This is a genomic window from Xanthomonas sp. BRIP62415 (assembly GCF_003993515.1).
Lineage (GTDB): Bacteria > Pseudomonadota > Gammaproteobacteria > Xanthomonadales > Xanthomonadaceae > Xanthomonas > Xanthomonas euroxanthea.
In genome coordinates this window covers 1-26474 of record NZ_QEZH01000026.1, presented here as the reverse complement: position 1 = coordinate 26474, position 26474 = coordinate 1, and the positions used below count along the sequence as shown (strand labels likewise).

At 65.3% G+C, this 26474-nt stretch carries 18 protein-coding genes and 2 pseudogenes; 7 read left to right on the top strand and 13 right to left on the bottom strand.

The window, feature by feature from the left end; genetic code table 11:
* Window positions 1–65: 65 nt before the first annotated feature.
* Window positions 66–2318: a methyl-accepting chemotaxis protein gene (locus tag EO141_RS12455; RefSeq protein WP_126942732.1), complete on the bottom strand. Its 2253-nt coding sequence runs from the start codon at window positions 2316–2318 to the stop codon at window positions 66–68.
* On the opposite strand from EO141_RS12455, the gene EO141_RS12450 reads away from it, so the two are divergent.
* Window positions 2317–2502 (top strand): hypothetical protein, encoded by a 186-nt coding sequence (locus tag EO141_RS12450; RefSeq protein WP_126942735.1) that lies wholly within the window; start codon window positions 2317–2319, stop codon window positions 2500–2502. The two genes, EO141_RS12455 and EO141_RS12450, sit on opposite strands and share 2 nt — an antisense overlap.
* A 211-nt stretch (window positions 2503–2713) precedes the next feature.
* Here the strand turns inward: EO141_RS12450 and EO141_RS12445 are convergent, their stop codons facing one another.
* From EO141_RS12445 to EO141_RS12395, 11 genes are all read right to left on the bottom strand, one after another.
* The gene (locus tag EO141_RS12445) at window positions 2714–4969 is read right to left on the bottom strand and encodes a methyl-accepting chemotaxis protein (protein WP_127169350.1); all 2256 of its coding nucleotides are present in this window, start codon (window positions 4967–4969) and stop codon (window positions 2714–2716) included.
* Between the two features lie 211 nt (window positions 4970–5180).
* On the bottom strand, window positions 5181–7973 hold the full coding sequence (locus EO141_RS12440) for a methyl-accepting chemotaxis protein (RefSeq protein WP_164739189.1): 2793 nt from the start codon (window positions 7971–7973) through the stop codon (window positions 5181–5183).
* A 51-nt stretch (window positions 7974–8024) separates the two neighbouring features.
* The gene (locus EO141_RS12435; protein ID WP_127169349.1) at window positions 8025–10202 is read right to left on the bottom strand and encodes a methyl-accepting chemotaxis protein; all 2178 of its coding nucleotides are present in this window, start codon (window positions 10200–10202) and stop codon (window positions 8025–8027) included.
* A gap of 359 nt (window positions 10203–10561) precedes the next feature.
* A complete protein-coding gene (locus EO141_RS12430) occupies window positions 10562–11119 on the bottom strand; it encodes a hypothetical protein (protein ID WP_241236664.1) in 558 nt (185 codons plus the stop codon).
* Window positions 11120–11543: 424 nt separating this feature from the next.
* On the bottom strand, window positions 11544–13547 hold the full coding sequence (locus EO141_RS12425; protein ID WP_127169348.1) for a chemotaxis protein CheA: 2004 nt from the start codon (window positions 13545–13547) through the stop codon (window positions 11544–11546).
* 32 nt (window positions 13548–13579) lie between these two features.
* A complete protein-coding gene (locus EO141_RS12420) occupies window positions 13580–13945 on the bottom strand; it encodes a response regulator (RefSeq protein ID WP_002806565.1) in 366 nt (121 codons plus the stop codon).
* A complete protein-coding gene (locus EO141_RS12415) occupies window positions 13942–14250 on the bottom strand; it encodes an STAS domain-containing protein (RefSeq protein WP_026064926.1) in 309 nt (102 codons plus the stop codon). The genes EO141_RS12420 and EO141_RS12415 overlap by 4 nt, the downstream gene beginning before the upstream one ends.
* Before the next feature lie 103 nt (window positions 14251–14353).
* Window positions 14354–15688, bottom strand: coding sequence for a chemotaxis protein CheW (locus EO141_RS12410; protein WP_127169347.1), 1335 nt, complete (start codon window positions 15686–15688; stop codon window positions 14354–14356).
* Window positions 15685–16467, bottom strand: coding sequence for a ParA family protein (locus EO141_RS12405; RefSeq protein ID WP_127169346.1), 783 nt, complete (start codon window positions 16465–16467; stop codon window positions 15685–15687). Before EO141_RS12405 ends, EO141_RS12410 begins: the two co-directional genes overlap by 4 nt.
* Before the next feature lies 1 nt (window position 16468).
* The gene (motD, locus tag EO141_RS12400; protein WP_127169345.1) at window positions 16469–17443 is read right to left on the bottom strand and encodes a flagellar motor protein MotD; all 975 of its coding nucleotides are present in this window, start codon (window positions 17441–17443) and stop codon (window positions 16469–16471) included.
* A gap of 7 nt (window positions 17444–17450) precedes the next feature.
* Window positions 17451–18191, bottom strand: a complete 741-nt coding sequence (locus tag EO141_RS12395; RefSeq protein ID WP_026064871.1) for a flagellar motor protein — start codon at window positions 18189–18191, stop codon at window positions 17451–17453.
* A 654-nt stretch (window positions 18192–18845) separates the two neighbouring features.
* On the opposite strand from EO141_RS12395, the gene EO141_RS12385 reads away from it, so the two are divergent.
* On the top strand, window positions 18846–21998 hold the full coding sequence (locus EO141_RS12385) for a TonB-dependent receptor (protein ID WP_206514801.1): 3153 nt from the start codon (window positions 18846–18848) through the stop codon (window positions 21996–21998).
* A gap of 144 nt (window positions 21999–22142) precedes the next feature.
* Here EO141_RS12385 and EO141_RS12380 read toward each other — a convergent pair whose 3' ends face one another.
* A complete protein-coding gene (locus EO141_RS12380) occupies window positions 22143–23024 on the bottom strand; it encodes a substrate binding domain-containing protein (RefSeq protein WP_119132027.1) in 882 nt (293 codons plus the stop codon).
* A gap of 98 nt (window positions 23025–23122) precedes the next feature.
* On the opposite strand from EO141_RS12380, the gene EO141_RS12375 reads away from it, so the two are divergent.
* The 5 genes and pseudogenes from EO141_RS12375 to EO141_RS12350 form a co-directional block, all read left to right on the top strand.
* Window positions 23123–24352, top strand: a complete 1230-nt coding sequence (locus EO141_RS12375; RefSeq protein WP_127169344.1) for an MFS transporter — start codon at window positions 23123–23125, stop codon at window positions 24350–24352.
* 17 nt (window positions 24353–24369) lie between these two features.
* Window positions 24370–25122 carry an SDR family oxidoreductase gene (locus EO141_RS12370; RefSeq protein WP_127169343.1) on the top strand — a complete coding sequence of 251 codons (753 nt, stop codon included), beginning with the start codon at window positions 24370–24372 and terminating at the stop codon, window positions 25120–25122.
* A gap of 202 nt (window positions 25123–25324) precedes the next feature.
* A pseudogene (locus EO141_RS21865) lies at window positions 25325–25663 on the top strand (LysR family transcriptional regulator); the annotation flags it as partial.
* A gap of 368 nt (window positions 25664–26031) precedes the next feature.
* Window positions 26032–26298, top strand: coding sequence for a hypothetical protein (locus EO141_RS21715; protein WP_241236662.1), 267 nt, complete (start codon window positions 26032–26034; stop codon window positions 26296–26298).
* A pseudogene (locus tag EO141_RS12350) lies at window positions 26295–26474 on the top strand (hypothetical protein); the annotation flags it as partial. The gene EO141_RS21715 and the pseudogene EO141_RS12350, both read left to right, overlap by 4 nt.

Below are 26474 nucleotides of genomic sequence, written 5' to 3'. Positions count from 1 at the left end.
GTTGTGCCTTGAGCCGGCCGGTGTCGCGCCGGCCGGCTCCATTCAGACTGTTGTGCCCGCTTGGCTCAGAACTCCTGCCAGCTGGTGTCGTTGCTGGGCGCGGTGACGACCATGCGCGGCCTGGCCGCGGCGGTGCGTCCGGCCGCTGCCACCTTGGCCTTCAGCGCGGGAGTCACCACCGGGCGCGGCGGCACGGTGCGCACCGGAGCCTTGGCATAGGCATGGGCATCGGTCTTGAACACCGCAACGGCGTCGGTGAGCTGGGTGGCCTGGTCTTCCAGCGCCCGTGCGGCGGCAGTGGCTTCCTCCACCAGCGCGGCGTTCTGCTGGGTGGTCTCGTCCATCTGGGTGACGGTCTGATTGACCTGCTCGATGCCCGAGGATTGCTCCTGCGAGGCGGCGGAGATCTCGCCCATGATGTCGGTGACCCGCTGCACGCTGGACACGATCTCGCCCATGGTCTTGCCGGCGCTGTGCACCAGCACCGACCCCTCGGAGACACGCTGCACCGAGTCGTCGATCAGCCCCTTGATCTCCCTGGCGGCCGCCGACGAGCGTTGCGCCAGCGTCCGCACTTCCGAAGCGACCACGGCAAACCCGCGCCCCTGTTCGCCGGCACGCGCCGCTTCCACCGCCGCGTTCAAGGCCAGGATGTTGGTCTGGAACGAGATGCCGTCGATGACCGAGATGATGTCGGCGATCTTCTTGGAGGAGGCTTCGATCCCGCTCATGGTCTCGACCACCCTGCTGACGATCTCGCCGCCCTGCGAGGCCACACCGGCCGCGCCGATGGCGAGCTGGTTGGCCTGACGTGCGCTCTCGGCGTTCTGCTTGACGGTGGAGGTGAGCTCTTCCATCGAGGCAGCGGTTTCCTCCAGGTTGGCGGCCTGCTGTTCGGTGCGCTGCGACAGATCCTGGTTGCCGGCCGCGATCTCGCTGGCGGCGCCCTTGATCGACACCGCCGAGGCCTTGATGCCGCTGACGATCTCGGCCAGCTGCGTGGCCGTGGCGTTGGCATCGTCGCGCATCTGCGCGAACACGCCGCGGAAGTCGCCGCTCATGCGCGCGGTGAGGTCGCCGGCGGCGATGGACTGCAGCAGGCTGGACAGCGACTGCAGATTGCCGTCGGCGGTGGACATCAGGTTGTTGAGGCTTTCCACCATCAGGCGGAAGTCGTACTGGAAGCGCTCGGCATCGCCGCGGGCACTGAAGTCGCCGTTGGCCGCCGACACGGCCAGATGCTTGATCTCGGTATTCATCGCGCCGAGATTGACCTTGACCTGCGCCATGGTCTCGCTGAGCACGGCCTTTTCGCCGGGCAGTTTCTCCATGTCCTCGGACAGGTCGCCGATCGCGTAGCGGCCCATGATCTGCGCCAGACGCAGCTTCACCGCGATGTGCGAGCCCACCAACGTATTGGTGTCATGCGCCATGCGGCCGTACTCGCCGGGGAAGGCGTCGGCATCGATACGGAAGCTGATCTGGCCATCGTCGTGGCGCCGGGCCATGTCGGTCTGGGCAGCGAGCAGGTTGCGCAACTGCAGCTGCATCTTGCTCATCGCCTTGAGCAGGCGGCCGCTTTCGTCGTTGAACTGGGTGTCGACGTCGTTGTCCAGCTTGCCGCCGGCAATCGATTCGGCCGCGCGGGTGGCCCGGCTCAGCGGCTGGGTCAGGCTGCGGGTGATCAGCAGGCCCAGCACGCCGCTCAGCAGCACCACCAGCAGGGAGCCGGCGATCAGCAGCTTGCGCGAGTCATCCATGGATTGCAGCGCAACGGCGGAGGCCTCGGCCGACAGCGTGTTCTGCAGCGCGATGTTCTCGGCGATCTTGTCCTGCCACTGCTGCATCGCCGGTGCGGCCTTGGTCAGCAGCAAGGGCAGGGCCTCATCGCTATGGCCGGTCTGGACCAGGTCCATGACCTGGTCGTTGAGTACCTTGACCACGGCGCGGCGGCGATCGATTTCTGCGCGGATCTCCCGGCCCTGGTCAGACGGTGGAATCGCATACAGTGCTTCGCGTGCCTTGGAATAGTCGGCGCGCGCAGCCTGGATGGTCTCGATAAACTTGAGATTATCTTCGCTGCTGGTTGGCAAAACCACATTGCGGATCTGCATCGCAATAATGTAGTTGGCATTCATCATGTCGTTGGACAGGCGAATCTTCACCATGTTCTGGTGCACCAGATCGTCGACCAGGGTGCGTGCCGAGCTCAGCCCGCGATAGCCGATAATGGCGATGAGGGCCGAGAGAACGATCAGCACGGCAAATGCCGCCGCCAGTCGGGGGCCGACGTTATAGCGTTGAAGAAATGCAGTCATGATCAATTCCCGGCAGGCGGTGCGCAATGGATGGGAGCGATCAGGTGACGCCGAACAGTGTCTGCGTCACATGTCGCTATGCGCAGTAACGGCGCACGACAGCATCGCTGAATACCTCGATATCAAAAAAATATATAACGCGGTCAGGCTTGTGAAAAATAATAAATCGCGAGAATGGAATTGATCGGTTTGTGTAATCGTTATCGGTGGGGGGTGACGGCGGACTCGACAATAATCGTATTGCTACATAAATAAAAAGTTATTCGAATGCTGCTTTATTTTTTATCGGGTCGATGAGCCTTTTAAAAAGCGTGGCGCGGCATAAAAAAAAGCCGCGCTCTGGAGAGCGCGGCTTGCGTTTGACGGCGGCCAGTGCGCGGCCGCTGCGGCGTGGCCTAGAACTCGGCCCAGTCCGACTCGTTGGACGGAGCCAATGCCACGGCAGCACGTGCCGCCGGCCTGGCGACCTGCGGCCTAGGCGCCGGTGCACTGGCGGCGGCTGGCCGCTTGGCAGCGAGTTGGCGCACCACCGGCGTGGCGCGGGTCACCGCTTCGAGCTCGGCTGACAGGCGGAACAGGGCGACCGCCTCGGTGAGCTGTTGCGCCTGTTCTTCCATCGACCGTGCGGCGGCGGTGGCTTCTTCCACCAGTGCGGCGTTCTGCTGGGTCGCCTCGTCCATCTGGGTGACGGTCTGGTTGACCTGCTCGATGCCGGCCGATTGTTCCTGCGAGGCGGCGGAGATCTCGCTCATGATGTCGGTGACGCGCTGCACGGAGGAGACGATCTCGCTCATGGTGCTGCCGGCCTGGTTCACCAGCGCCGAGCCTTCGGCCACCTTGCTGACCGAATCGTCGATCAGGCTCTTGATTTCCTTGGCGGCGCCGGCCGAACGCTGTGCCAACGTGCGCACCTCGGAGGCGACCACGGCAAAGCCGCGGCCCTGTTCGCCGGCACGCGCCGCTTCCACCGCCGCGTTCAAGGCCAGGATATTGGTCTGGAAGGCGATGCCGTCGATGACCGAGATGATCTCGGCGATCTTCCTGGACGAGGTCTGGATGCCGGACATGGTGTCCACCACCTGGCTGACCACGGCGCCGCCGTGCGAGGCCACGTCGGCCGCACCAATGGCGAGCTGGTTGGCCTGGCGCGCATGCTCGGCGTTCTGCTTCACCGTGGAGGTGAGCTCTTCCATCGAGGCGGCGGTTTCTTCCAGGTTGGCGGCCTGCTGCTCGGTGCGCTGCGACAAGTCGTTGTTGCCGGCTGCGATTTCGCCGGCAGCGGTGTTGATGGCCAGCGTGGAGTGCTTGATGCGGCCGACGATATCGGTCAGGCGCTGGGTGGTGGCATTGGCATCGTCACGCAGTCGCGCGAACACGCCGTGGAACTGCCCGTCCATGCGTGCGGTCAGGTCGCCTTCGGCCACCGCGCCGAGCAGCTGCGACAGCTTGCCCAGATTGCGGTCGCTGACCTCCATCATCGAGTTCAGATCCGCCACCATCACCGCGAAGTCGTACTTGAAGCGCGCCGCATCGCCACGTGCGCTGAAGTCGCCGGCGGCTGCGGCCTGCGCCAGCTGCTTGATTTCGGTATTGATCGACAACAGGCTGGCCTTGGCCGCATCCATCGCTTCATGCAGGATCGCGCGGCTGGCCGGCAGGCGGCGTGCGTCCTGGGTCAGGTCGCCCTGTGCGTACTGGTTGAGGATGCACACCGCGTCGGTGATGGCATCCAGATGCTCGAAGATCATCGTGTTGATGCCGCCGGCCAGCGTGCCGTACACGCCGGGGAAATCCTCCGGCATGCGGTGGGTGATGTCTTCGGCCGCATGCAGGTGTGACATGCGCGCGGTCTCGTCGCTGAAGCGGCGCAGCATCTGCGTCATGCCGCTGGTGGCCTCGAGCATCTGGCCGATCTCGTCGTTGCTGGTCTTGTGGACCTGCACGCTCAGGTCGCCGCGCGAGACCGCCTTGATGGCGCCCAGCGCCTTGGCCAGCGGATTGGTGATGCTGCGTGCGATCAGCCAGCCAAAGGTTACCGACAGTGCCGCCATCAGCAGCGTGCCGAGCAGCAACACCGCGCTGGTCAGCTTGAACGAGGCGCTGCTGGCGGCAACCATGTTGGCCAGCGCGGTCGACTGCTCGGCATACATTTTGTCGATCGTCTCGAACAATTCCTTGCGAATGTCACCGGATTGCTTGTTTGCAAGCACTGCCGCCGCATAGTCGGGCTGCTTGTAGAGCGTACGCAGCGTCTTGTTGGCTTGAAAGTAGCTCGCGCTTTGTTCGGCAAGCTTGGTGTACGCGGCCTTGAGCGGCGACGCAGCGTCGATCTTCGCTGCCAGCGCCTTTTGTGTCTGCGCGTACTTGCCCTGGATATCATCCATGCGGGTGAGAAAGTAGGCATAGCGTTCCGGATCCTCGAGATTGACGAACTGACCGGATTCGTAAATACGGAATTCGCCACCGAAGGCACGCAGCTCCGAGAGTTTGCTCAGGATCGGGACGACATCCTCATTGATCAGCACTGCCTGCTGCTGCATTTGCCGCATGCGTGAATAGCCCAGCCCGCCCAGCAAGGCGGTGAGCACGGCGCTCAGGCAGAAGGCAACCATCAGTTTGCGGCGGATCGGCCAATCGTTGAACTTGTTCATCAGTGACTCCGGGACATTGCGCAGGGACGCTCTCCAGCACGCTAACGGCCGCCCGGGATGATTCTTTATTTTTGAAGGACGAACGGTAGGGCCGCCGGCCGGTGTGTGCGGCGATCAGCCGCCGGCAACGCGGCCGTGGCGGGCAGGGTGCGCACGCCGGTGGCGCTGAAGGTGCACGGAAGCCGCCCCGGTCAGGGCAGCGCCGCTGCACTCAGAAATCCTGCCACTGGCTGTCGTTGCCGGCGACACTGCCGGGCGACTTGCGGGTAGGGGGACGCGGCGGCATGGCAGCGCGCTTGTTGCCGGTCGGTGCCCGTGTGGAGGGCGCAACCGGGCTGACGCCGGGTGTGGCGGCAGCGGCAATCGCCGCCGGCCTGCCGACGTGGCTGAGCTTGAACACCGCCACCGCATCGGTCAGTTGGCCGGCCTGTTCTTCCATCGCGCGTGCAGCGGCGGTGGCTTCTTCCACCAGGGCCGCGTTCTGCTGGGTGGCTTCGTCCATCTGGGTGACGGTGAGGTTGACCTGCTCGATGCCGCTGGACTGCTCCTGCGAGGCGGCGGAGATCTCGCCCATGATGTCGGTGACACGCTGCACGCTGGCCACGATCTCGGCCATGGTGGTGCCGGCCTGCTGCACCAGCGACGCGCCCTGCGCGACCTTGCCGACTGAATCGTCGATCAACTGCTTGATCTCTTTCGCCGCGCCGGCCGAGCGCTGCGCCAACGTGCGCACTTCGGTGGCGACCACGGCGAAACCACGGCCCTGTTCGCCGGCACGCGCCGCTTCCACCGCCGCGTTCAAGGCCAGGATATTGGTCTGGAAGGCGATACCGTCGATGACCGAGATGATCTCGGCAATCTTCTTCGAGGAAACTTCGATGCCGGACATGGTGGTGACCACCTGCGCCACCACCGCGCCGCCATGCGAGGCGACATCGGCCGCGCCGATCGCCAGCTGGTTGGCCTGGCGCGCGTGCTCGGCGTTCTGCTTGACGGTGGAGGTGAGCTCCTCCATCGAGGCGGCGGTTTCCTCCAGGTTGGCGGCCTGTTGTTCGGTGCGTTGCGACAGGTCGCTGTTGCCGGCGGCAATCTCGCTGGCGGCCGCGTTGATCTGCGTGGCCGAGGTCTGGATGCCCGCCACGATGCCGGTCAGTTGCGCCACGGTGGCGTTGGCATCGTCGCGCATGCGGGCGAACACGCCCTGGAACTGTCCGTCCATGCGCTCGGTGAGGTCGCCCTCGGCCAGCGCGCTGAGCAGGCGGGAAATACGTTCCAGGCCTTGCGAGGTGGTTTCCAGCAGGCCGTTGAGCTGACGGCCGAATTCCAGATAGAAGCCGTGCTTGTCGTCCAATGCCAGGCGTTGGCCGAAGTCGCCCATCAGCGCCGACTGCACCAGCGCGGCGACCTCTGCCTGCGTGCTGACCTCGGCGCTGACATTGCGCCACAGCAGCATGCTGCCGCTGCGATGACCATCGGCGGCGTACAGCGGGGTCATGCTCAGATCCAGCGTCACCGGCCCGAAGGCGTAGCGCTCCAATGTGGTGGACTGCAGTTGCTGCAGGCGCTGCATGCGTGCCTTGCCGTCGGCATCGGTGCCGAACACATAGTCCAGCGGGTTGCCGACCACCGCATCGGCGCTGAAGCCCTGCTGGCCCTTGGCATGAAACGCCGCTTCGCTGCGTTTCAACGAGTTGTGCAGCGCCTGGGTGATGAACACCGCCGTGTGCTGCTCGTCGGCCAGCAGCACTTCCATCTCCGAATGTTCCAGCGCGGTGCGGATGCGCAGGTTTTCGTTGGCGATCTGCGCATCGCGTTCGATGCGCTGGCGCAGGTCGGTCTGCATGCGCTGCATGGCGCCCATCAGGCGGCCCACCTCGTCCTGGCGCTGCGCGGCGATCTGGTTGTCCAGCTTGCCGGAGGCAATGGCACCTGCCACCTTTGCAGCGGCGTCCAGCGGGCCCACCACCTGACGGCGCAACAGTGCGAACAGCGCAACGCTGAGCACCAGCGCCGAGCCCAGGCCGACCGCCAGGATGGTCCACAACAGGCGATGTGCCTGCTGCATGATCGCCGCATACGGCACCACCACGCCCAGCGCAAAACGCTCCTGCGCGTGGCCGATCTGCAACGGCACATAGGCGCTGACCGTGCCGGCGGCGTCCGGCGTGAAGTCCAGATAGTCCTTGCCGGCCCTGGTGGCCTCCAGCATCGCGCGGTAGTCGGCACCGTCGGCCGGCTTGCCGATCCGCGCAGCGTCGCGCGAGGCCAGAATCACCCCGGCCGGCGAGATCAGCTCGACATAGCCATCGTCCATCGGGCGCAACGCGCTCAGGCGCTTCTGCAGCGCGGCCAGGGCGAAATCCACCGACACCACGCCCACATACCTGCCCTGGTCCAGGATGGGCGTGGACAAGGTGGTCATCAGCACCGGCTTGCCGCCGATCTGGTAATCGTAGGGGCCGGCCACGATCTGCCGGCCCAGCTCGCGGGGCTTGAGGTACCAGTCGCCGTCGCCGGGCTTTTCGTAGCCGACCAACGGCTCGCGGATCAGCGACTGCCCGTTGTAGGCCCAGTAGGTCATGAAGCGACCGCTGCTGTCGTGGCCCTCGGCATCGACATACTCGCCGTCCCTGCCGTCGAAGGCCTGCGGTTCCCACAACGTGCCCATGCCCACCCATTCGGGATGGTTCTGCAACGCGTCGTGCACGATCGCCGCCGCCGCCTCGCGGCTCACCCCGCCATGCGCACGCTGCGCCAGCAGGGCGCTGGCGAGCGACTGGCCGGTGGTGAATGCCTGCCCCAGCTCGCTGCCGATCTGCTCGGCCTGATAGCGCGCCGCGTTCTGCATCGTGGTCTGTGCCGAAGCGATCAGCGCGCGACTGCTTTGCCAGTAGCTGATCGCCGCGGTCAGGCCGAAGCACAGCAATGCAGCGACCGCGGTGCCGAGCATCAGGCGGTACGCCAGACTGCCGCCGGAGCGGGATTGCGTGGGGGGCGAGGGCATGGGCGTGGCTTCGAAGTGAGGAGGTGGTACGGGAGAGCGATCTGGTGGCGATCAGCTGGCGACGCGCAGGGCCTCCGCGCGCGCGGCACCACGGCCGGGGCCGCGCTGCACGGGCGAGGCCGCGGTCACCCGGAATCTGGACACCGCCTCGTCGAGCTGCTGCGCCTGCTGCTGCATGGCGTTGGCGGCGGCGGTGGCTTCTTCCACCAGCGCGGCGTTCTGCTGGGTGCTCTCGTCCATCTGGGTGACGGTGAGATTGACCTGCTCGATGCCGGCCGATTGCTCCTGCGAGGCGGCAGAGATCTCGCTCATGATGTCGGTCACGCGCTGCACCGAGGACACGATCTCGGCCATGGTCTTGCCGGCCTGATCCACCAGCGCCGAGCCCTGCGCCACCTTGCCGACCGAGTCGTCGATCAGGTGCTTGATCTCCTTTGCCGCGCCGGCCGAGCGCTGCGCCAGCGTGCGTACCTCGGAGGCAACCACGGCAAAGCCGCGGCCCTGTTCGCCGGCACGGGCCGCTTCCACCGCCGCGTTCAAGGCCAGGATGTTGGTCTGGAAGGCGATGCCATCGATGACCGAGATGATCTCGGCGATTTTCTTCGACGAGGTCTGGATGCCGGACATGGTGTCCACCACCTGGCTGACCACCTGGCCGCCTTGCGAGGCCACCGATGCCGCGCCGATTGCCAGCTGGTTGGCCTGGCGCGCGCTTTCGGCGTTCTGCCTGACCGTGGAGGTGAGCTCTTCCATCGAGGCGGCGGTTTCCTCCAGGTTGGCTGCCTGTTGTTCGGTGCGCTGCGACAGGTCGTTGTTGCCGGCGGCGATCTCGCTGGCCGACCCGGTGATGGCGCCGGCAGCCTGCTGGATGCGCCCGACGATGCCGGCCAGCTGCGTGGCGGTGGTGTTGGCGTCATCGCGCATGCGGGCGAACACGCCGTGGAACTCACCGTCCAGGCGCGCGGTGAGGTCGCCCTCGGCCAGCGCGGCCAATAGCTCGGACAGCTTGCCCAGGTTGCGGTCGCTGACGTCCATCATCGCGTTGAGGTCGTTGATCATGCGCGCCGAGTCGTGCCTGAAACGCGTGGCATCGCCGCGCTGGCTGAAGTCGCCGTTGGCCGCAGCCTGGGCGAGCCGCTTGATCTCGGTGTTGATCGCCAGCAGGCTGGCCTTGGCCGCATCCATCGCTTCGTGCAGCACCGCCCGGGTACCGGGCAGGCGCGCGGCGTCGCGCGACAGGTCGCCTTGCGCGTACTCGTTGAGGATGCCGATCGCATCGATGATGGCGTCCAGGTGTTCGAAGATCATCGTGTTGATGCCGCCGGCCAGCTCGCCGTAGACGCCGGGGAAATCGGTGGGCATGCGGTGGCTGACGTCTTCGCCGGCGTGCATGTGCATCATCACCTTGGTCTGCGCGGAGAAGCGCTCCAGCGTATGCACCATGTCGTCGGTGGCCTTGAGCATCTGGCCGATTTCATCGCTGCCATGCTGGGCGGTGCGCACGCTCAGATCGCCACGCGCCACGCCCTTGATGGCGGCAAGCGCGCGCGACACCGGCTCCAGCACCGAATTGCCGATCAGCCAGCCCACCAGCAGGTTGAGCAGCACCAGCACGCCGCCGGCCAGGGTGACGATGCCGGTGAAGACCAGTGCCTGCGCCTGGGTGTCGTCCAGATACACGCCGGTGCCGATCACCCAGCCCCACGGCTTGTACAGCGAGGCGTAGGAGGTCTTCTGCACCGGCTCCTTTTCGCCGGGCTTGGCCCAGGCGTAATCGACGTAGCCGCCGCCGGCCTGCGCCGCGCTGACGAAAGCCGGGAAGATGCGCTTGCCGTCGGGGCTCAGCACATCGTTGAGCGGCTTGCCGATGAGGTCCGGGCGGGTGGGGTGCATCAGCATCACCGGCGTCTGGTCGGTGACGTAGATGTAATCCACGCCGCCACGTGCGCGCATGGTGGACAAGGTGTGCAGCGCGGCCTTCTTGGCGCTGTCCACATCCATCTCGCCCTTGTCGGCGCGCTCGGCATAGCCATTGACCACCGCGATGGCCATTTCGATCTGGCTCTTGAGCCCGTCGCGGCGCGTATCGGTGAGATCCACGTATTGCAAGCGTGCGGCGATCACCGCCAGCACGATGATGCCCAGCGCCACCAGCGCGGTCTGCGCCAGAAACTTGCGCTTCAGCGGTACGTTGGCCAGCGTGTTTGCAATCGTGGTCTTGAAGGTCATGGCAGGTATCCAGCAAAGGAATGTGACCGAGGTAAGTCGAATAGCGACCTGATCCCCAAAATGTTGAGCATTGCGCGACAGCCGGCGTGAGGGCGTTTTTCAGTGCGTTTTTGCAGGTGCGCCAGCCGCACCCGGGGGGCGCCAGACGGTTGGCGTCATGATGCGGCGGCGGCGCGTATCGGGCGGGCAGGGCACGCGGCCCGGGGACCCGCTGGCAAAGGCCGTGCGCACGAGGGCGATAGGACCTGCAGCGCAGGCCGGCGCTTCGGCGCACGTCGCGCAGCGCGGGGCTGGCTGGCTGGCTGGCTGGAGAGCCTACGACGCCGCTGCGACCATCGCGGTCGCGAGGCGGGCAATGCTCAGTGGCGTTGCGTAGTGCCCACGCTGGCCATCGATTGCTGCAGGGTGTGCAGTTGCGTCCACAGCCGTGCGTCGCCTGCATGGTCCAGCGACAAGGCCTGCGCAGCCTGAAGGTCGCCGGCATGCAGTGCGCGGTTGGCCTGGCGTTGCTGCGCCAGATACTGGCCCAGTTGCTGCTGCACCAGCGCAAACTGGCGCGCCTGCTCGCCCTGTGGCGCGCTGGCCTGGACGTAGCCCGCATGCCGTGCAATGCGTTGACGCAGGTTGCCCAGACGCTCGTCGTAGGCCTCGATGCGGGCGGGGTCATGCGCTGCGGCAAGCTGCGCCCGCTGCTCGTCGCGCAACTGCACCAGGTCGATGGCGAGCGACTGCAGCGCGTTCACCGGCACGTTGTCCAGCAGGACCGACACCGGCGCGGCCGGTGCTGCAAAGGACGGCGGCAGCGAGATGCTGGCAGCCAGCAGCGCGGCGGCGCACACCGAGCCCAGCAGGTGGCGGACAGCGCGTGGTGAGTTGACGGTGGGCGTGCGGACTTCCTTCGACGTGGCGCGGGCCAGGCAGCCCTCATTGCTCCCTGTATCGGCCGCCGCGGCGCGCGCTTGATCACCTTTCGACGGACGGCACGTTTGCGGGGGAAACGCAGGGGTATTGCGAAGGGTGTGCGTCTGTCGGTCGCTGCCAGATGGCAGAACGCCCCGGCAGGATCGGGGCGTGTTGAGCGTCGCCGTGGTTGGCCCTGCGCGCGTGGATAGGCACTGCGCCGGGCATGTTCCGACACGCCGGGGCAGCGGCTGCAGGCCGTGCGGCACGCGTCGCGGGGCAGGTGCGCAATTGACGGGACTGTGCCGGGCACTGCGGTGCCTGGCAGAAATGAAAAGCCCCGGCATCGCTGCCAGGGCTTTGTCGTGACCGCACACAGTCGGCGGCCTTTTCTCCCGCGGGAGAAGGAGCCACACCGCGCTTGGTGCGTGGCCTGGCGTGTTACGCGGCCTGCGGCACACGCAGCGAGCGCACCAGCCCGCCGATGTCCACGATCAGCGAGACCCGGCCATCGCCCAGGATGGTGGCGCCTGAGACACCCGGGATACGGCGGTAGTTGTTCTCGATGTTCTTGACCACGACCTGTTGCTGGCCGAGCAGCTCATCCACTTCCAGCGCGATCTTCTGGCCGTCGCCTTCGACCACCACCACCAGCGGTTCCTGCGAAGACTGCTGCCCGCCGAAGCCGTAGTAGTCGGTAAGCGACAGGATCGGCAGGTACTCGCCGCGCACCCGCAGCACCCGACCATCGCCCGCCATCGAGCGGATGTCTTCCGGCGCCGGCTGCAGTGCCTCGAGCACGTAGGCCAGCGGCAGGATCAGGGTTTCGCCGGCGACCGAGACGGTCATGCCGTCCAGGATGGCCAGGGTCAGCGGCAGGCGGATCAGCACGCGGGTACCGCTGCCGGCGTTGCTTTCCAGCTGCACTTCGCCACCCAGGCCCTGGATGTTGCGGCGGACCACGTCCATGCCCACGCCACGACCGGACAGGTCGGTCACCGCATCGGCGGTGGAGAAACCCGGCGCAAAGATCAGGTCCCACACCTGCGCGTCGGTCGGGTTGTCCGGCACGGCGATGCCGCGTTCGGCGGCTTTTTCCAGGATCTTGGCGCGATTGAGGCCGCGGCCGTCGTCGCTGACTTCGATCACGATATGACCGCCCTGGTGCGAGGCCGCCAAGGTGATCGTGCCGGTCTCGTCCTTGCCGGAGGCGCGACGCGCATCGGGCATTTCCAGACCGTGGTCGATCGAGTTGCGCACCAGGTGCACCAACGGATCGGCAATCTTTTCGATCAGGCCCTTGTCCAGTTCCGTGCCTTCGCCGATGGTACGCAGGCGGACCTGCTTGCCGAGGCGGCTGGAGAGGTCGCGGACCAGGCGCGGGAAGCGACGGAACACCGCGTCCACCGGCAGCATGCGCACGCCGATGACCGCTTCCTGCAAGTCGCGGGTATTGCGTTCGAGCAGATCCAGGCCGGCGAACAGCTGTTCGGCATGCGCCGGATCCAGGCCGGTGGAAACCTGCTTGAGCATGGCCTGGGTGATGACCAGCTCGCCGACCAGATTGATCAGGGCATCGACCTTGTCGACGCTGACGCGGATCGAGGTTTCCGCTTCGGCTGCGGCGGCCTTGGCCGGCGTGGCAGCGGCGGCGGCAGGTTCGGCAGCGGCGGCAGGTGCCGCAGCGACGGCGACAGACGCAGCGGCGGCTTCGACGGCCAGGCTCGGCGGCGGGCCGGGCACCGCCATCGGGCGGATGTCCAGCTCGCAATCGTCCACCACCCAGGCGAAGGTGTCTTCGATCTTGCTGCGCGGAATCTTGCCGATCAGGCCCAGATCCCAGGCCAGGTAGGCTTCCAGCGGGTCGATGTTCTCGAAGCCCGGCATGCGCTCCAGGCGCGCGGCAATCTGCAGCGGGCCCAGGTGCTCGAGCTCGCGGATGATGCGCAGCGGGTCGTTGCCGCTCATGAACAGCGACGGCGCCGGGGTGAAGCCGATATGCCAGGCTTCGGGTTCTTCTTCCTTCGGCTTGGCCACCGCCGCGGCGGTCGGCGCTTCGCCGGCCAGCACCGCGTTCAAACGGGTATGCACGGCCTTGACCGCGGCCGGGTCGGCCGGGGTGCCGTGTTCGGCTTCGCGCAGCAGCGCGCGCAGCACGTCGACCGAGCCGAGCATGGCATCGACCGCATTGGGCTCGAGCTGGCGCTTGTTGGAGCGCAACTCGTCCAGCAGCGTCTCCAGCACGTGGGTCAGGCCGGCGACCGCTTCGAAACCGAAGGTGGCAGCGCCGCCCTTGATCGAGTGCGCGGCGCGGAACACCGAGTTGATGATTTCCGGGTCGCGGTTGCCCTCTTCAAGGGACAACAGCCCGGCCTCCATCGCGTCCAGCCCTTCGCGGCTTTCCTCGAAAAAGGTGGCGTGGAAACGTTGCAGGTCCATGCTCATGGGCGTGACATCCGATGGTGAGGCAAGTGGAATTAACCCAGAACTTTCTGGACGGTGGCGATCAGCTGTTCCGGGTTGAACGGCTTGACCAGCCAGCCGGTGGCACCGGCGGCCTTGCCTTCGGACTTCTTGTCGGCCGCCGACTCGGTGGTGAGCATCAGCATCGGGGTGAACTTGTAGTCCGGCAGCTGGCGCAGCTCACGGATCAGCGAGATGCCGTCCATGTTGGGCATGTTCACGTCGGTCACCACCGCGTTGAAGCGTTGGCCCTTCGCGCGGCCCAGCGCCACGGCGCCGTCCTCGGCTTCTTCGACGGCAAAGCCGGCAGAGGTGAGGGCGAAAGAGACCATCTGGCGCATTGACGCCGAATCGTCCACCACCAAGATACGTGCGCTCATGCGGCGTTCTCCACAGATTTCAGGTTGTCATTGGATGCGGAAAGTCCGAGCGCGTCGGTGACGCCGAGCAGACGGGCCGCATCTCTAAAAGTGTCGTTGCAGCCATCGAATTCGGTATGCAACCCCGCCTGGCGGCGGGTCTGCACAAAGGCACAGAGCAACTGCACGCTGGCGGTATGGATACGCCGGACGTCGCCGGCATTGAGCACCACCTCGCCGTCCTGGGCCAGGAACGCGGCAAGCTTCTGCTTGAGGTCGGCGCTGGTCTCGATGCCGAGATCCTCACCCAATGTCACTGTGCTCATTGTTGCTCCGAACGGATGGTTCTATGCGTACTAACGGCGGGCGGCGGGAAAGCTTTAACGGTGAATCGTTGCGCGTGCAGGTGCGCGTCAGCTGCATGCCGGATCAATGCAGCAAATGGCTGGCATCGAGCAGGATCATCGGCTGATGGCCCAGCCGCGCGACGCCGCGGAACAGGTTGTTGGAAATGCGGCACAGGCGTGCGTTGTCCGGTGGTTCGATCTGCTGATCGGTCAGGCTGGTGACGTCTTCCACCGCCGACACGCGCAGGCCCATGGTCTCGCCGTTTTCCTCCAGCACCACCACGCGCGTCTGCAGATCCATGTTGATCGGCGCCGAGCCCAGATGCATGCCCAGGTCGATCACCGGCACCACCTGGCCACGCAGGTTCATGATGCCGAGCATCGCGCTGGCGGTGCCGCGCAGTGGCAGCAGCGGCACCGGCAGTACCACCTCCTGCACCTTGAGCAATTCCAGCGCATAGGTCTGTTCGCCGCAGCGCAGGCGCAGCCAGCGCGTGCTGCGTTCGGCCGCGCGCCGCTCGGCCTGGATGTGCTCGGCCTGGCCGGGGGCCAGCAGTGCCTGCAGGCCTTGCGGATAGATCGGCGACGGCGGCGCGCGGTGCGGTGCCTGCATCGGTGCCGGCGCAGGCCGCGCAGGTGCCGGCGCGGCGGGTGCGGCATCGGCAAAGGCCGGGTCGGCATCCATCTCCGACAGCAGATCGGCGGCCAGCAGGTCCGCGCCGGAGGCAGCGCTGGCGAAGGCCGGGTCTGCGTCCATCTCGGCCATCAGGTCGGCGGTGCTCATGAACGGGCTGGGCGCCGCCGTGGCGAACGCCGGGTCGGCGTCCATTTCGGCGAGGAAATCGGCAGCGATGTCTGCAGCGCTGGGCGCGGCGACCACCGGCGGGCCGAACGCCGGGTCGGCATCCATTTCGGCGAGGAAATCGGCAGCGATATCTGCAGCGCTGGGCGCGGCAACCACCGGCGGGCCGAAGGCCGGGTCGGCATCCATTTCGGCGAGGAAATCGGCAGCGATGTCTGCGGCGCTGGGCGCGGCGACCACCGGCGGGCCGAACGCCGGGTCGGCGTCCATTTCGGCGAGGAAATCGGCGGCGATGTCTGCGGCGCTGGGCGCGGCGACCACCGGCGGGCCGAAGGCCGGGTCGGCATCCATTTCGGCAAGGAAATCGGCGGCGATCGCATCGGCGCTGAGCACCGCGGAGATCGCGTTGGAAGTGGCCGCTTCGGAGACAGCGGCGGCTTCGGGGGCCGCGTCGGCCTGCACCGGCGCTTCGGCCAGCGTGAGGTCTGCCTCGGCAGTTGCCGGTGCCGCCGCGACGGTGGCAGTGGCAGCCGGGGCAGTGGGCTCGACGCCGGCATCGTGCAGCAGGCCTTCCAGATAATCGTCCAGCTCACCGTTGGCGGTGTGGTTGCTCATGCGGCTTGCTCCATACGCACCGCGTCATCGGCCAGCACCCATTCCAGCGCACGGCGATAGGCGGACAGGCCGCGGCCCTGGTAGTCGCCGCCGGTGGCGGGGACGGTCAACGCGGCGGCATTGCAGATTCGGGTATCCACCGGCACTGCGTCTTCCCAGACGACGGCGCCGTAGGTGTCCTGCATCTCCTTGAGCGTCTCGGTGCCGGCGCGGGTGCGGCGGTCGAACAGGGTCGGCAGGATCGACACCGGCAGCGCGCGGCGACGCGAACGCTGCACCATGTCGGCGGTACGCACCATGCTGGCCAGGCCATGCAGCGCCAGCGGCTCGGCCTGGGTCGGCACCACCACGCGGTCGCAGGCGGCCAGCGCGTTGATCATCAGCAGGCCGAGCGTGGGTGGGCAGTCGAGCAGGATGTAGTCGTGCTGGCCGGCATGCCGGGTCATCGCGTTCTGCAGGGCCAGGCCCAGGCCGGGCTGGTTGGCGCTGCGGCGTTCCAGCGTGGCCAATGCGGCTTGCGCGCAGACATAGGACAGGCCGGGGATGGCGCTTTCGTGGGCCAGGCTGGCCAGGTCGCTCGGCGGGGTGCCGAACAGGTCCAGCACCCCGCGCGGCGGCGGGTCGATCGCCACATCGAACGCGCGGGTGAGTGAGGAGTGCGGATCGAGGTCGATCAACAATACCCGGTGGCCGAGCGCGGCCAGGCCACGACCCAATGCCAGCGTCGTGGTGGTCTTGCCGACGCCGCCCTTCTGGTTGGCGATTGCCCAGATACGCATCTCACTGCACTCCTTGAACTACGGCGGGAACGGAACTTGTGCCGCTTTCGGTGGTGACGGCCGTTTGGCCGCCGTCAGACTTGGGAAGCTTGGGCGCCCCGGCGGCGGTCGCATGCAGCTGCGATGGCGGATCGGGTGCGAGTGAGCCAGCCGAGTCAGCGAGGATGATCAACACCACACGCCGGTTCGCATTCCGTCCCGCCTCAGTGCTGTTATCGGCACGTGCGCGGAATTCTCCATAGCCCACCATCGCCAATCGCTGCGGGGCGATGCCGTCGTCGGCAAACAGGTGCACCACGCTGGCGGCGCGCGCGGCCGACAGCTCCCAGTTGGAGGGAAACTGCGCGGTGGCGATCGGCTGGTTGTCGGTATAGCCCTCCACGCGCACGCCGTTGGGCGCATCGCACAGCACCGCGGCCAGCGCCGACAGGGTGCCGCGGGCGCTGCCGGCCAATGCCGCCGAGCCGGTACCGAACAGGATGTCGCTGTTGATCTCCACCTCGATCCACAGATCGTTGCGGCGGATGGTGATGAGTTTCTGGTCGATCAGCGGTGCCAGCGTCTTGCCCAACTGCTGGGCCACCGCGTCCATCTGCCGCTGCGCACGCGCCAGCTGCGCCTGGTTGCGCAGCGACACCGGCATGCGCATCTGCGCGGCCATCGACGGCAGCAGGGTGGGGTCGGTCGGTCCTCTGGACGCGGCCATCGGCGCGCCGGCCTTGATCACCGACGGGCGGTCGTAATCGGCACCCAGGGTCTGGGTCCTGCCGACCTGCACCGGGCTGGCGGCGGTGGACGCGCCACCGAAGGCGGTGGTCAGCGCCTGCGCCATGACCTTGTACTTGCCCTCGTTGAGCGAGGAGATTGCGTACATCACCACGAAGAACGCCAGCAGCAGCGTCATCAGATCGGCATACGGAATCGCCCACGCTTCGTGGTTGCCATGGTCTTCGTGGTGTTTGCGACGGCGGGCCATGACGGGACTAATGCAAGTAGCCTGCCAGTTTCGACTCGATGTTGCGCGGGTTCTCGCCCTGGGCGATCGCGATCAAGCCTTCGATCGCCATTTCGCGCTCGTTGGTGCTGCAATGGATGACGCTCTTGAGCTTGGCGGCGACCGGCAGGAACAGCAGGTTGGCCGAGGCGATGCCGTAGATGGTGGCGGTGAAGGCCGCGGCGATGCCATGGCCGAGCATGGCCGGGTCGGCCAGGTTCTTCATCACCGCCATCAGCCCGAGCACCGCACCGATGATGCCCAGCGTGGGCGCGTAGATGCCCATGCCTTCGAACACCTTGGCCGCGGCAAGGTCCTGCCGCTCCTGGTTGTCCATTTCGATCTCGAGCATATGCCGCATGGATTCGGGCTCCACGCCATCGACCAGCATCTGCAGGCCCTTGCGCAGGAACGCGTCGTCCTGGCGCGGCAGCTGGTCTTCCAGGCCCAGCAGGCCCTGGCGGCGGGCGATGTTGCTCCACTCGACGATGCGCGCCAGCAACTGCGGGCGGTCGCTGGCCGGCGGCTGGATCACCCAGCGCAGGATCTTGAAGGCGCGCCGGAAAACCGCCGGCGAGGTGTGCAGCAGGATCGCCGCCACGGTGCCGACGATCACGATCACGAAGGCAGCCGGCGACCACAGCGACGAAATGCCGGCGCCTTTCAACACGCTGCCGCCCACGATCGCCACGATCGCGAGCACCAGTCCGATAATGCTGAGTCTGTCCATGGGAGCGATATCGGCGCGAGCGCGGCGGACTTGATAGAGCAGATGGTCGAGAGCGCCAGAAAGTTGTCGTTTTGCGGCATGGGCCGCTTCCACGCTGGCGTCGATGCAGGGTTGCCAGGTCATCGGCGCATGCGCTTCCGACCAGGGCGTGTCATCAATGCCGCAGCAGGCCCGTGGCCCTTGCGCGTGCACGCAGGCAACAGGCGCGCGCATGTTCGGTGTGGCGACCGCGTTGGCGATGGCGATGGCCGCCACGCGGCGTGTGGTGGGCGATGCCCTCAGCTCCATCCAGTCTCTTGCTGAGCTCGGTTTTGAACAAGGTGTGTGCTGGCGCTTCGGTAAACCGCTTGCGTCCGGTTGCGGGCGAGGCTGTGTCGTTTGCAGCGATCACGCTGCTGCAGCCGCGACGCGGTCGGCTGTGCCATGCCGCGTGCACGCGTGGCAGGCCGGCCGCCCATCGTGGATGCCTCGCAACGCCGCGGGTCTGTTGCGCGGCAGAATGCGCTGCCGCTTGGGCTGTGCTACTTAGCTTTCCACGGCATTAGAACGATCTAATCGCATCTGCGTGGAAGCGGACGCAAGAGGAGGGGGCAGGTTGCCGCAATGGCGACAGATCGTTTTTGTGTCACTTCGCGCAGCGTTCTTGGCCGATCGCTGGATCGACAGAAATCCGCCGAAGCCAATCACCTTTGGGAGAGCATGACCGAAATGAACTGCATGCCATTCGCACGCCACCGCAGCACGCTGTCCGCCGGTATCGCCATCGCCTTGTTCGCGAGTGTCGCCTCCACCGCCGCCGCCCAGCAGGCCAACGGCACGCCGGCGCCCACGGGCCAGGCCGAGGTGCAGGCCACGGACCTGGACGCAGTGACGGTGACCGGCTACCGCTACGCGATCGAAAAAAGCCTGGAGCAGAAGCGCAACGCCAACGCCGTGGTCGATGTGATCACCGCCGAGGACGTGGGCAAGTTCCCCGACAAGAACGTGGCCGATGCGCTGCAGCGCGTGCCCGGCGTGGTCATCAGCCGCGACGGCGGCGAGGGCAAGAACGTCAGTGTGCGCGGCCTGTCCTCGGAGCTGGTGCTGACCGAATTGAACGGCAACTACATCGCCACCGCCGAGTCCAACGGCGACCCCACGCGCTCGTTCAACTACACGCTGCTGCCGTCGAACCTGCTGGGCAGCGCGGAGCTGTACAAGACCCCGGAAGCGCGCATCGACGAAGGCGGCATCGGCGGCACGGTGATCCTGCAGACGCGGCGCCCGCTGGAACTGGAGCCAAACTCCGGCTTCGTCTCTGCCGAGGGCACCTGGTCCGATACCAGCAAGAAGACCGACGGCCAGTTCTCCGGTTCGTATTCGTGGCACGACAAGGACAACCGCTTCGGCGTCTTCGTCGGCTACACGCAGCAGAAGCGCACCGCACGTACACTCGATGCCAGTACCGAGAGCTGGCAATGGTACGGGCGCGACGAAGGCGGCCCGGCGGTCGACGTGAACGGAAATCCCTCGGACTTCAACGCCAACTGGTGGGGCGGGACCGGTTTCTGGAACCAGGACGGCGATTACGCCACCGGTTTCATGATGCCGACGGCGGTGAGCCTGGGCGCCAAACGCGAGGAGCGCGAGCGCAAGGGCGGGCAACTGACCTTGCAGTTCAAGCCGACCGACGACCTGACGCTGACCGCGAACTACTTCCGCTTCGACCTGTCGCAGGACTCGCAGACCAATACCATCAAGATTCCCGAGTGGAACATCGCCCGTTACAACGGCGACGGCAACTGGCGCGGCGGCCGTCTGCTCGACCGGCTGCAGTTCGATCCCAGCGGCACCATCGTCACTGGCGCCGCCTACAGCCTGCGCCCGGGCAAGACCTACTACTGCAACGAGGCGCAGGCCGCTGCGGCCGGCCTGCCGCCGGGCGGCTGGGGCTCGGACGACTGCACGGTGCCCACGCCGCAGATCACCGGCAGCTACAACATCGAAAAATCGCTGTCGCAGACCGTGGACCTGGGCGGCGAATGGCGTGGCGAGCAGGTGGACGTGGCGTTCAAGGCCGGCCGCACCTGGGCCAAGGGCGGGCCGGAGCTGCAGTTTTCCCTGCCGATCAAGCCGCGCCTGCAGAACGCCGACGGCAGCTGGACCAACGCCAACTTCGCCAGCGCCTGGGACCTGACCGGCACGCCGTCCATGACGTTCTCGCCGGAGCTGATGCAGAACCTGCGCGACGGCATCCTGCAGGTCGACCTGGGCTCGACCGGCTCGTCCTGGACCCGCAACACCAACCAGCAGCAGTACGCGCAGATCGATACCACCTGGCATTTCGACGGCGAGGTCTTCGACTCGCTGCAGTTCGGCATCAAACGTCGCGACGGCGGCATCCACCGCAGCACCGGCAACAACTACTGGGTGTGCCCGGGCACCGACCCGAGCGACTACGACAACCGCTACTGGAACGGGCGCTGCAATGCCATCGCCACGCAGTTCTCCCCGGGGCTGCTGTTCGCGCAGGACAACCTGGCCGGCGGCGTCAACGCCAGCGCGTTCCCGGCGATCAACTTCCCGGGCTACATCGGCTATTTGAACCAAACCTACGGCGCGATGCAGACCCGCAACGAAAACAACTTTGTCTACAACGTGGACGAAGAGATCTATTCCAGCTACCTGCAGCTCAACTTCCACACCGAGCGGCTGCGTGGCAACGTCGGCGTGCGGGTGGCGCGTACCGGCCAGCGTGCCGAGTCCACCGACAAGGTGAGCGCCTACAACGACTACTTCTTCGACGGTGCCGACGGCAATCCGCTGGCCTGCCAGCAGGGCGCCGCCATGCCCGGCGGTGCCCCGGCCGACACCTATTGCGGCACCGAAGGCTACTGGCGCTTGGCCGACAGCGTGCAACGCACCGAGTCGTTCGTGGTCAGCGGGCTGGACCGCAACTACACCGACGTGCTGCCGAGTTTCAACCTGGCCTATGACCTGACCGAGAACCTGTTGCTGCGCGCGGCAGCCGCCAAGGTGATCGCACGCCCAAGCTACAACGACATCGCCGCGCCTGGCAGCCTGGAGTTTTACAGTCCCGAGTACGTGGCCGACCGGCGCCTGACCGGCGGTGCCAGCGAGCAGGGCTGGTACGGCTCGGGCAGCAACAAGAACCTGGAGCCGTACAAGGCCAACCAGTTCGACCTGGGGCTGGAATGGTATTTTCTCCCGGGTTCGGTGGCGGGTGTGGGGCTGTTCCGCAAGAACGTGGAGAACTTCGCGGTCGACGTGATCAGCGACGTCAACATGATGGTCGACGGGCAACCGGTCACCGTGCAGAACTACAGCACCCAGGCCGGCGGCCAGGACGCGGTGTCGCAGGGTGTGGAGCTGTACGCGCAGCACACGCTGCCGTTTGGCCTTGGTGTGCAGTTCAACTACACCTACAACGATGCCAGCAAGGCGGCAGTGCGGCTGGAAGACGGCACCGAGGCCGGCGAGACCGCCATGCCGGGCAGCGCCAGGAACCAGACCAACCTCACCGTGTTCTACGAGACCGACAGCCTGCTGCTGCGCGCCTCGTACAACCGTCGCGGTGAGCTGGTGCAGGGCCTGGTCAACGGGTTGAACGTCTTTGAAGAGCCGTACTACCAGATCGATGTCAACGCGGCCTACAACATCACCCCGGCTCTCAGCCTCACCGCCTCGGTACTGAACCTGACCAAGCAGGAGTCCCGCTCGCACCTGGGCGAGGACACCCGCGCGCGCTTCTACACCGGCGGCTACGCAGGCCGGCTGGCGTACCTCGGGCTGACCTACAAGTTCTAGGTGCAACGTGTTGCGCCCATGCCTGCCGCGTGGCGGTATGGGCGCGATGGTTCGGCGGCGGCCGGGCTGCAGTGGAAGTGAACCTGGAACCGTTGTTTCATAGCCTCATACCCCTATCAAATCGAGAAAAAGTTCCGGCCTCTTCTATGCACCGCTTTCCAAACGCTTCTGCAATGCTTCGATCAGCATGCGAACACGTGTGGGTACGTTCTTTGAGGTGGGAATGAGTGCCCAGATTGGCAGGTTCTGGGCAATGGCATTAGCGATTGGCACCGCACGTAGGCGACCCGACTCAATTTCTGGCTCCACATCCCAATAACTCAACATCGCCAAGCCCATCCCTTGCAGGCAGGCCTCTTTCACGCCTTCCGCACTACTACAAGCAAAGCGTCCACGGATTGGGAGCATGCGCAGTTCATCGCCGGCCATGAATGGCCAGGCCGTCATGGCTGTTGAATGAAGCCCGTTGTGATGGGAAAGGTCGCTGAGAGACTTAGGTATCCCATGCTTGTCCAAGTACGCAGGTGTGGCATAGAGGGCGCGAGGGTTGTCTGAGAGCTTCCGGCCCACCAAGCGCGAGTCCTTTGGGTGCGCCAGGCGGATGGCGACGTCAATGCCTTGCTCAACAATGTCGATGATGTCATCGCTCAGGCCTAGCTCCACGCGCAAGCGTGGTTGTTCCTCCTGTAGCACGCCAAGCAGCGGCACCATCACAGCGCGGCCAAATACATGAGGGCAGGTCACCTTTAATGTCCCAGATGCAACGTCTGGGTCGGTCGTGACGCTGGTACGGGCAGTTTCACCCAGGTCAAGGATGGCTCGGGCGTGGGGAAGGAAGGCTTCGCCTTCTGGCGTCAGTGAAATTGATCGCGTCGTCCGATGCACCAAGCGGGTGCCTAGCTCGGTTTCTAGAGCCGCTAGTGCCCGTGAGGCGGCCATCGCGCTCATTCCCAAGCGCCGCCCCGCGGCGGCCAAGCCGCCAGCAGCGACGACGGCAACAAACACTTCGAGATCTTTGAAGTTCATTCAAACGAAATTCGTTATACAGCCAGTCATTTTAGGTGGATTGTGCCTGTTTTTTGCAGATTTACTATGTAAATTGATATTTTTTGGGGTGAGCCGCAATGTCGAACGAGTCTGCTGAAGTTCCAACCAACAGGCCTAACAACCTTGCCATTTCCAGCACGGCCAGTGGTTGGGCGATCGGCGTTTTGTCCTTGGCTGCCTTCGTGATAGTCACCACCGAATTCATCATCGTCGGCTTGATACCTGCGCTGTCGAAGGATCTTGGTATCTCCATTTCGATGGCCGGACAGTTGGTGACGATCTTCGCATTCACGATTGCCCTCGCAGGCCCATTCATGACGGCTTGCTTATCCCGCTATGAGCGCCGCCAGTTGTTCGTCTGGATATTGGTGGCATTTGCGGTATGCAACGCCGCTGCCGCGCTGTCGCCTAACTACTGGACGCTTATGGTGGCTCGTCTGATTCCGGCAGCGCTTGTGCCGGTATTTTGGGGAATAGGTAGCGACGCCGCAGGACAGATCGTGCGCAAGGAGAAGGCTGGTAAGGCCGTGGCACAAGTTTACTTCGGTGTGACCGCAGCACTTCTCTTCGGTATTCCTCTTGGGACGGTGCTGGGTGACGCCGTAGGTTGGCGTGGCACCTTTTGGGTGCTGGCAGCGATATCCCTAGGGATGGTTCCGATCCTGCTTGCTGTGATGCCGAAGGTACCGGCAGGTCCCGATCAAAGCCTGTTGACTCAGGTTTCGATTCTCAAGAGCAGTTTCTTCCTGGCCAATCTGATCTTGTCCTTGGCCATCTTCACTGCCATGTTCGCCGCCTATACCTATCTAGCAGACATGCTTGAAAGCGTTGCCGGCATTCCTTCTGCCAATGTCGGTTGGTGGTTGATGGGCTTCGGAGCCGTTGGCCTGGTTGGCAACTATGTCGCCGGGCGCTTGGTAGACAAGTATGCGGTGCAAGCCAGTGTGCTGTTCTGTGTGCTTCTGGCTGTCGGCGCGGTATCGGCTGCCGTTATTGCTGAACACCTGATTCCGTTCATCGCAGCCTTGGCAGTCTGGGGTGTTGCCCACACCGCGCTATTCCCGTTGTCTCAGATCCGCGTCATGAACGCGGCCACGGCAGGGAAGGCGTTGGCCGGCACGCTCAACATTTCGGCTGCCAATGCGGGGATCGGCCTGGGAGCGCTCTTGGGCGGCTGGGCTATTAGCCACGGCGGTATCGCCATTGCGTGCTTTGGCGCCGGCATTCTCATCGGGGCATGCGCGATCGCGACGCCGATTGTAGAGAGGATGCGCCCGACTAGTCCCTCCACTGACCATCATTCTTAAACCACCTGGAGAGCATTATGGATCTGCAACTGAAAGGTAAGACTGCCGTCGTCACGGGTGCGAGCCAAGGTCTTGGCCGCGCAATCGCCTTGGAACTGGCCCGCGAAGGCGTCAAGGTATTCGGCACTGCGCGCAATGAGGAGCTGTTGGCCAGCCTAGTCTGCGACGCCGCAGCGCAAGGTTTGGCGCCAATCGACACATTCATTCAGGACTTCATGGCGGCGGATGCTCCCAAGAAGATCGCTGATCAAGCCCTTGGTGTTCTGGGTTACGTCGACATCCTCATCAACAACGCAGGCGGAAGCCGGCCGATCGACATGGTCGGTGAGGACTCGGTCTGGGAGGAGACGATGACGCTCAATTTCGACCGTCACCGCCAACTAACGCAGCACCTGATTCCGCAGTTCGTCGAGCGCGAGCGGGGTTCCATTCTGAACATTACAGGTACCTACGAGGCCCCTGTGGTCAATGCCGGCTCCGTGGCGAAGGCAGCCATGGCAGTCTGGTCCAAGGGCCTGTCCAGCCAACTGGGCAAGCACGGAGTCACCGTGAACTCGTTGCAGCCTGGCCTGCTCGACACCGCCCAGATCCGTCGGCTGTTCCCCGGTGATGCTCGACGGGAGTACGCGCAGGCCCACATCTCGCTGGGCGACTTCGGCGAGCCGCAGGATGTGGCCAACGTGGCAACATTCCTGGTTTCCACGCGTGCGCGCTATATGACTGGCTCGGTAACCACTGTGGATGGCGGTATGCGCTACTACTCGTTCTGAGAATCGCCGTGGTACGTCACCCTGCATCCGCGGGGGTTCCGCTGCCGCACCATTCACATGGAAGGACGAGAGCCATTGCGTGCCGTTGCGCCACAGCGCTGCGGACATGCCTCGCATGTCCACTACAACGACCAGATTCCTTTTGCTAATGCTGATGCTGGCAACAATGCAGCGGTCGGCAAACTGACAGGGAAGGTGTGCGATGGAACTCCGGCATCTTCGTTGCTTCCTGGCCGTAGCCGAAGAACTTCACTTTGCCCGTGCGGCCGAACGGCTGCACATGGAGCAGTCGCCGCTGTCTCGGAATATCAAAGAGTTGGAAGAAGAACTGGGCGAACGGTTGTTCATTCGCACCAGTCGCAGCACGCGCCTGACGCGGGCGGGCATCTTGTTTATGGAGCATGTGCCCCGCGTCTTCACCGCTTTGCAGCAGGCCCGCGACAGTGTAAAGGCAGCCGCCAATGGCTTTCACGGTCAATTGCGCATTGCGCTTTCCGACCGCATCACGCCGTCGCGGTTGCCGACCTTGTTGGCAATGTGTGCGTAATGGGGTCAGGTGCACTTAATCAGGCGACGGTGCTCGGCTTGCGTGGCCCGTATGGAACTGCGCCAGGCGCACACAGCCGCGCGAGACGCGCCACCGTGTATTGACACGCCGGACCGTGTACTTGCAATCTAGTCCCAAGGAGCGTCGAAACTCCTCTAGTAGCGGTACCCACCTCCGTCAAACCGGTGGGTTTTTTGTGCCTGCATCCTGCAGGGACAAGCCGGCGCAATGCCTGCGTCGGGAGGGCGGCTAATACAACACCCGCAAGGGGAATACGCCCGCCGGCTACTAGCGGTTTCGAACCTCCCGACATCCCGTCGCCGTTGGCGGCGGTTCTTGGTTTGTTCCAGGAGGGCGTTGCCATGTCTACCGCACTATCCATACCGGCATCTGTGCCGGTTGATCTGTTGCCAGCTTCCGCTCACCGCCTGCGGTGGGATATGGGCGATGTGCTGCGCAGGCTCGACGCACGCACAGCTATTGAGCAGGCGAAAGACCATACCGCGCGTCCGCTGAGTCGCCAGCTCGGTGTGTTACCGCACACCTCGCGCCTCCGGTTCGCACGCAGGGCCGTGGCGTTGCAGCAGCGCGTTGCCGCATCCACCATCCACCACCGGGAGGCGCCATGACACGCCGCCGCCCACCCACGGCATCTGCCAGCGCACGGCCCACCCGCACACGGACTCGCCCCACGCCGCCCAAGCGGGTGCAGTGGGTCGTTGTGGAGCCCGACCGCACCAAGCTGCCACCGATGCTCCTGCCCGACCCGGACGCCTCCCCGCAAGGCCCCGGCACGCTACGCGCC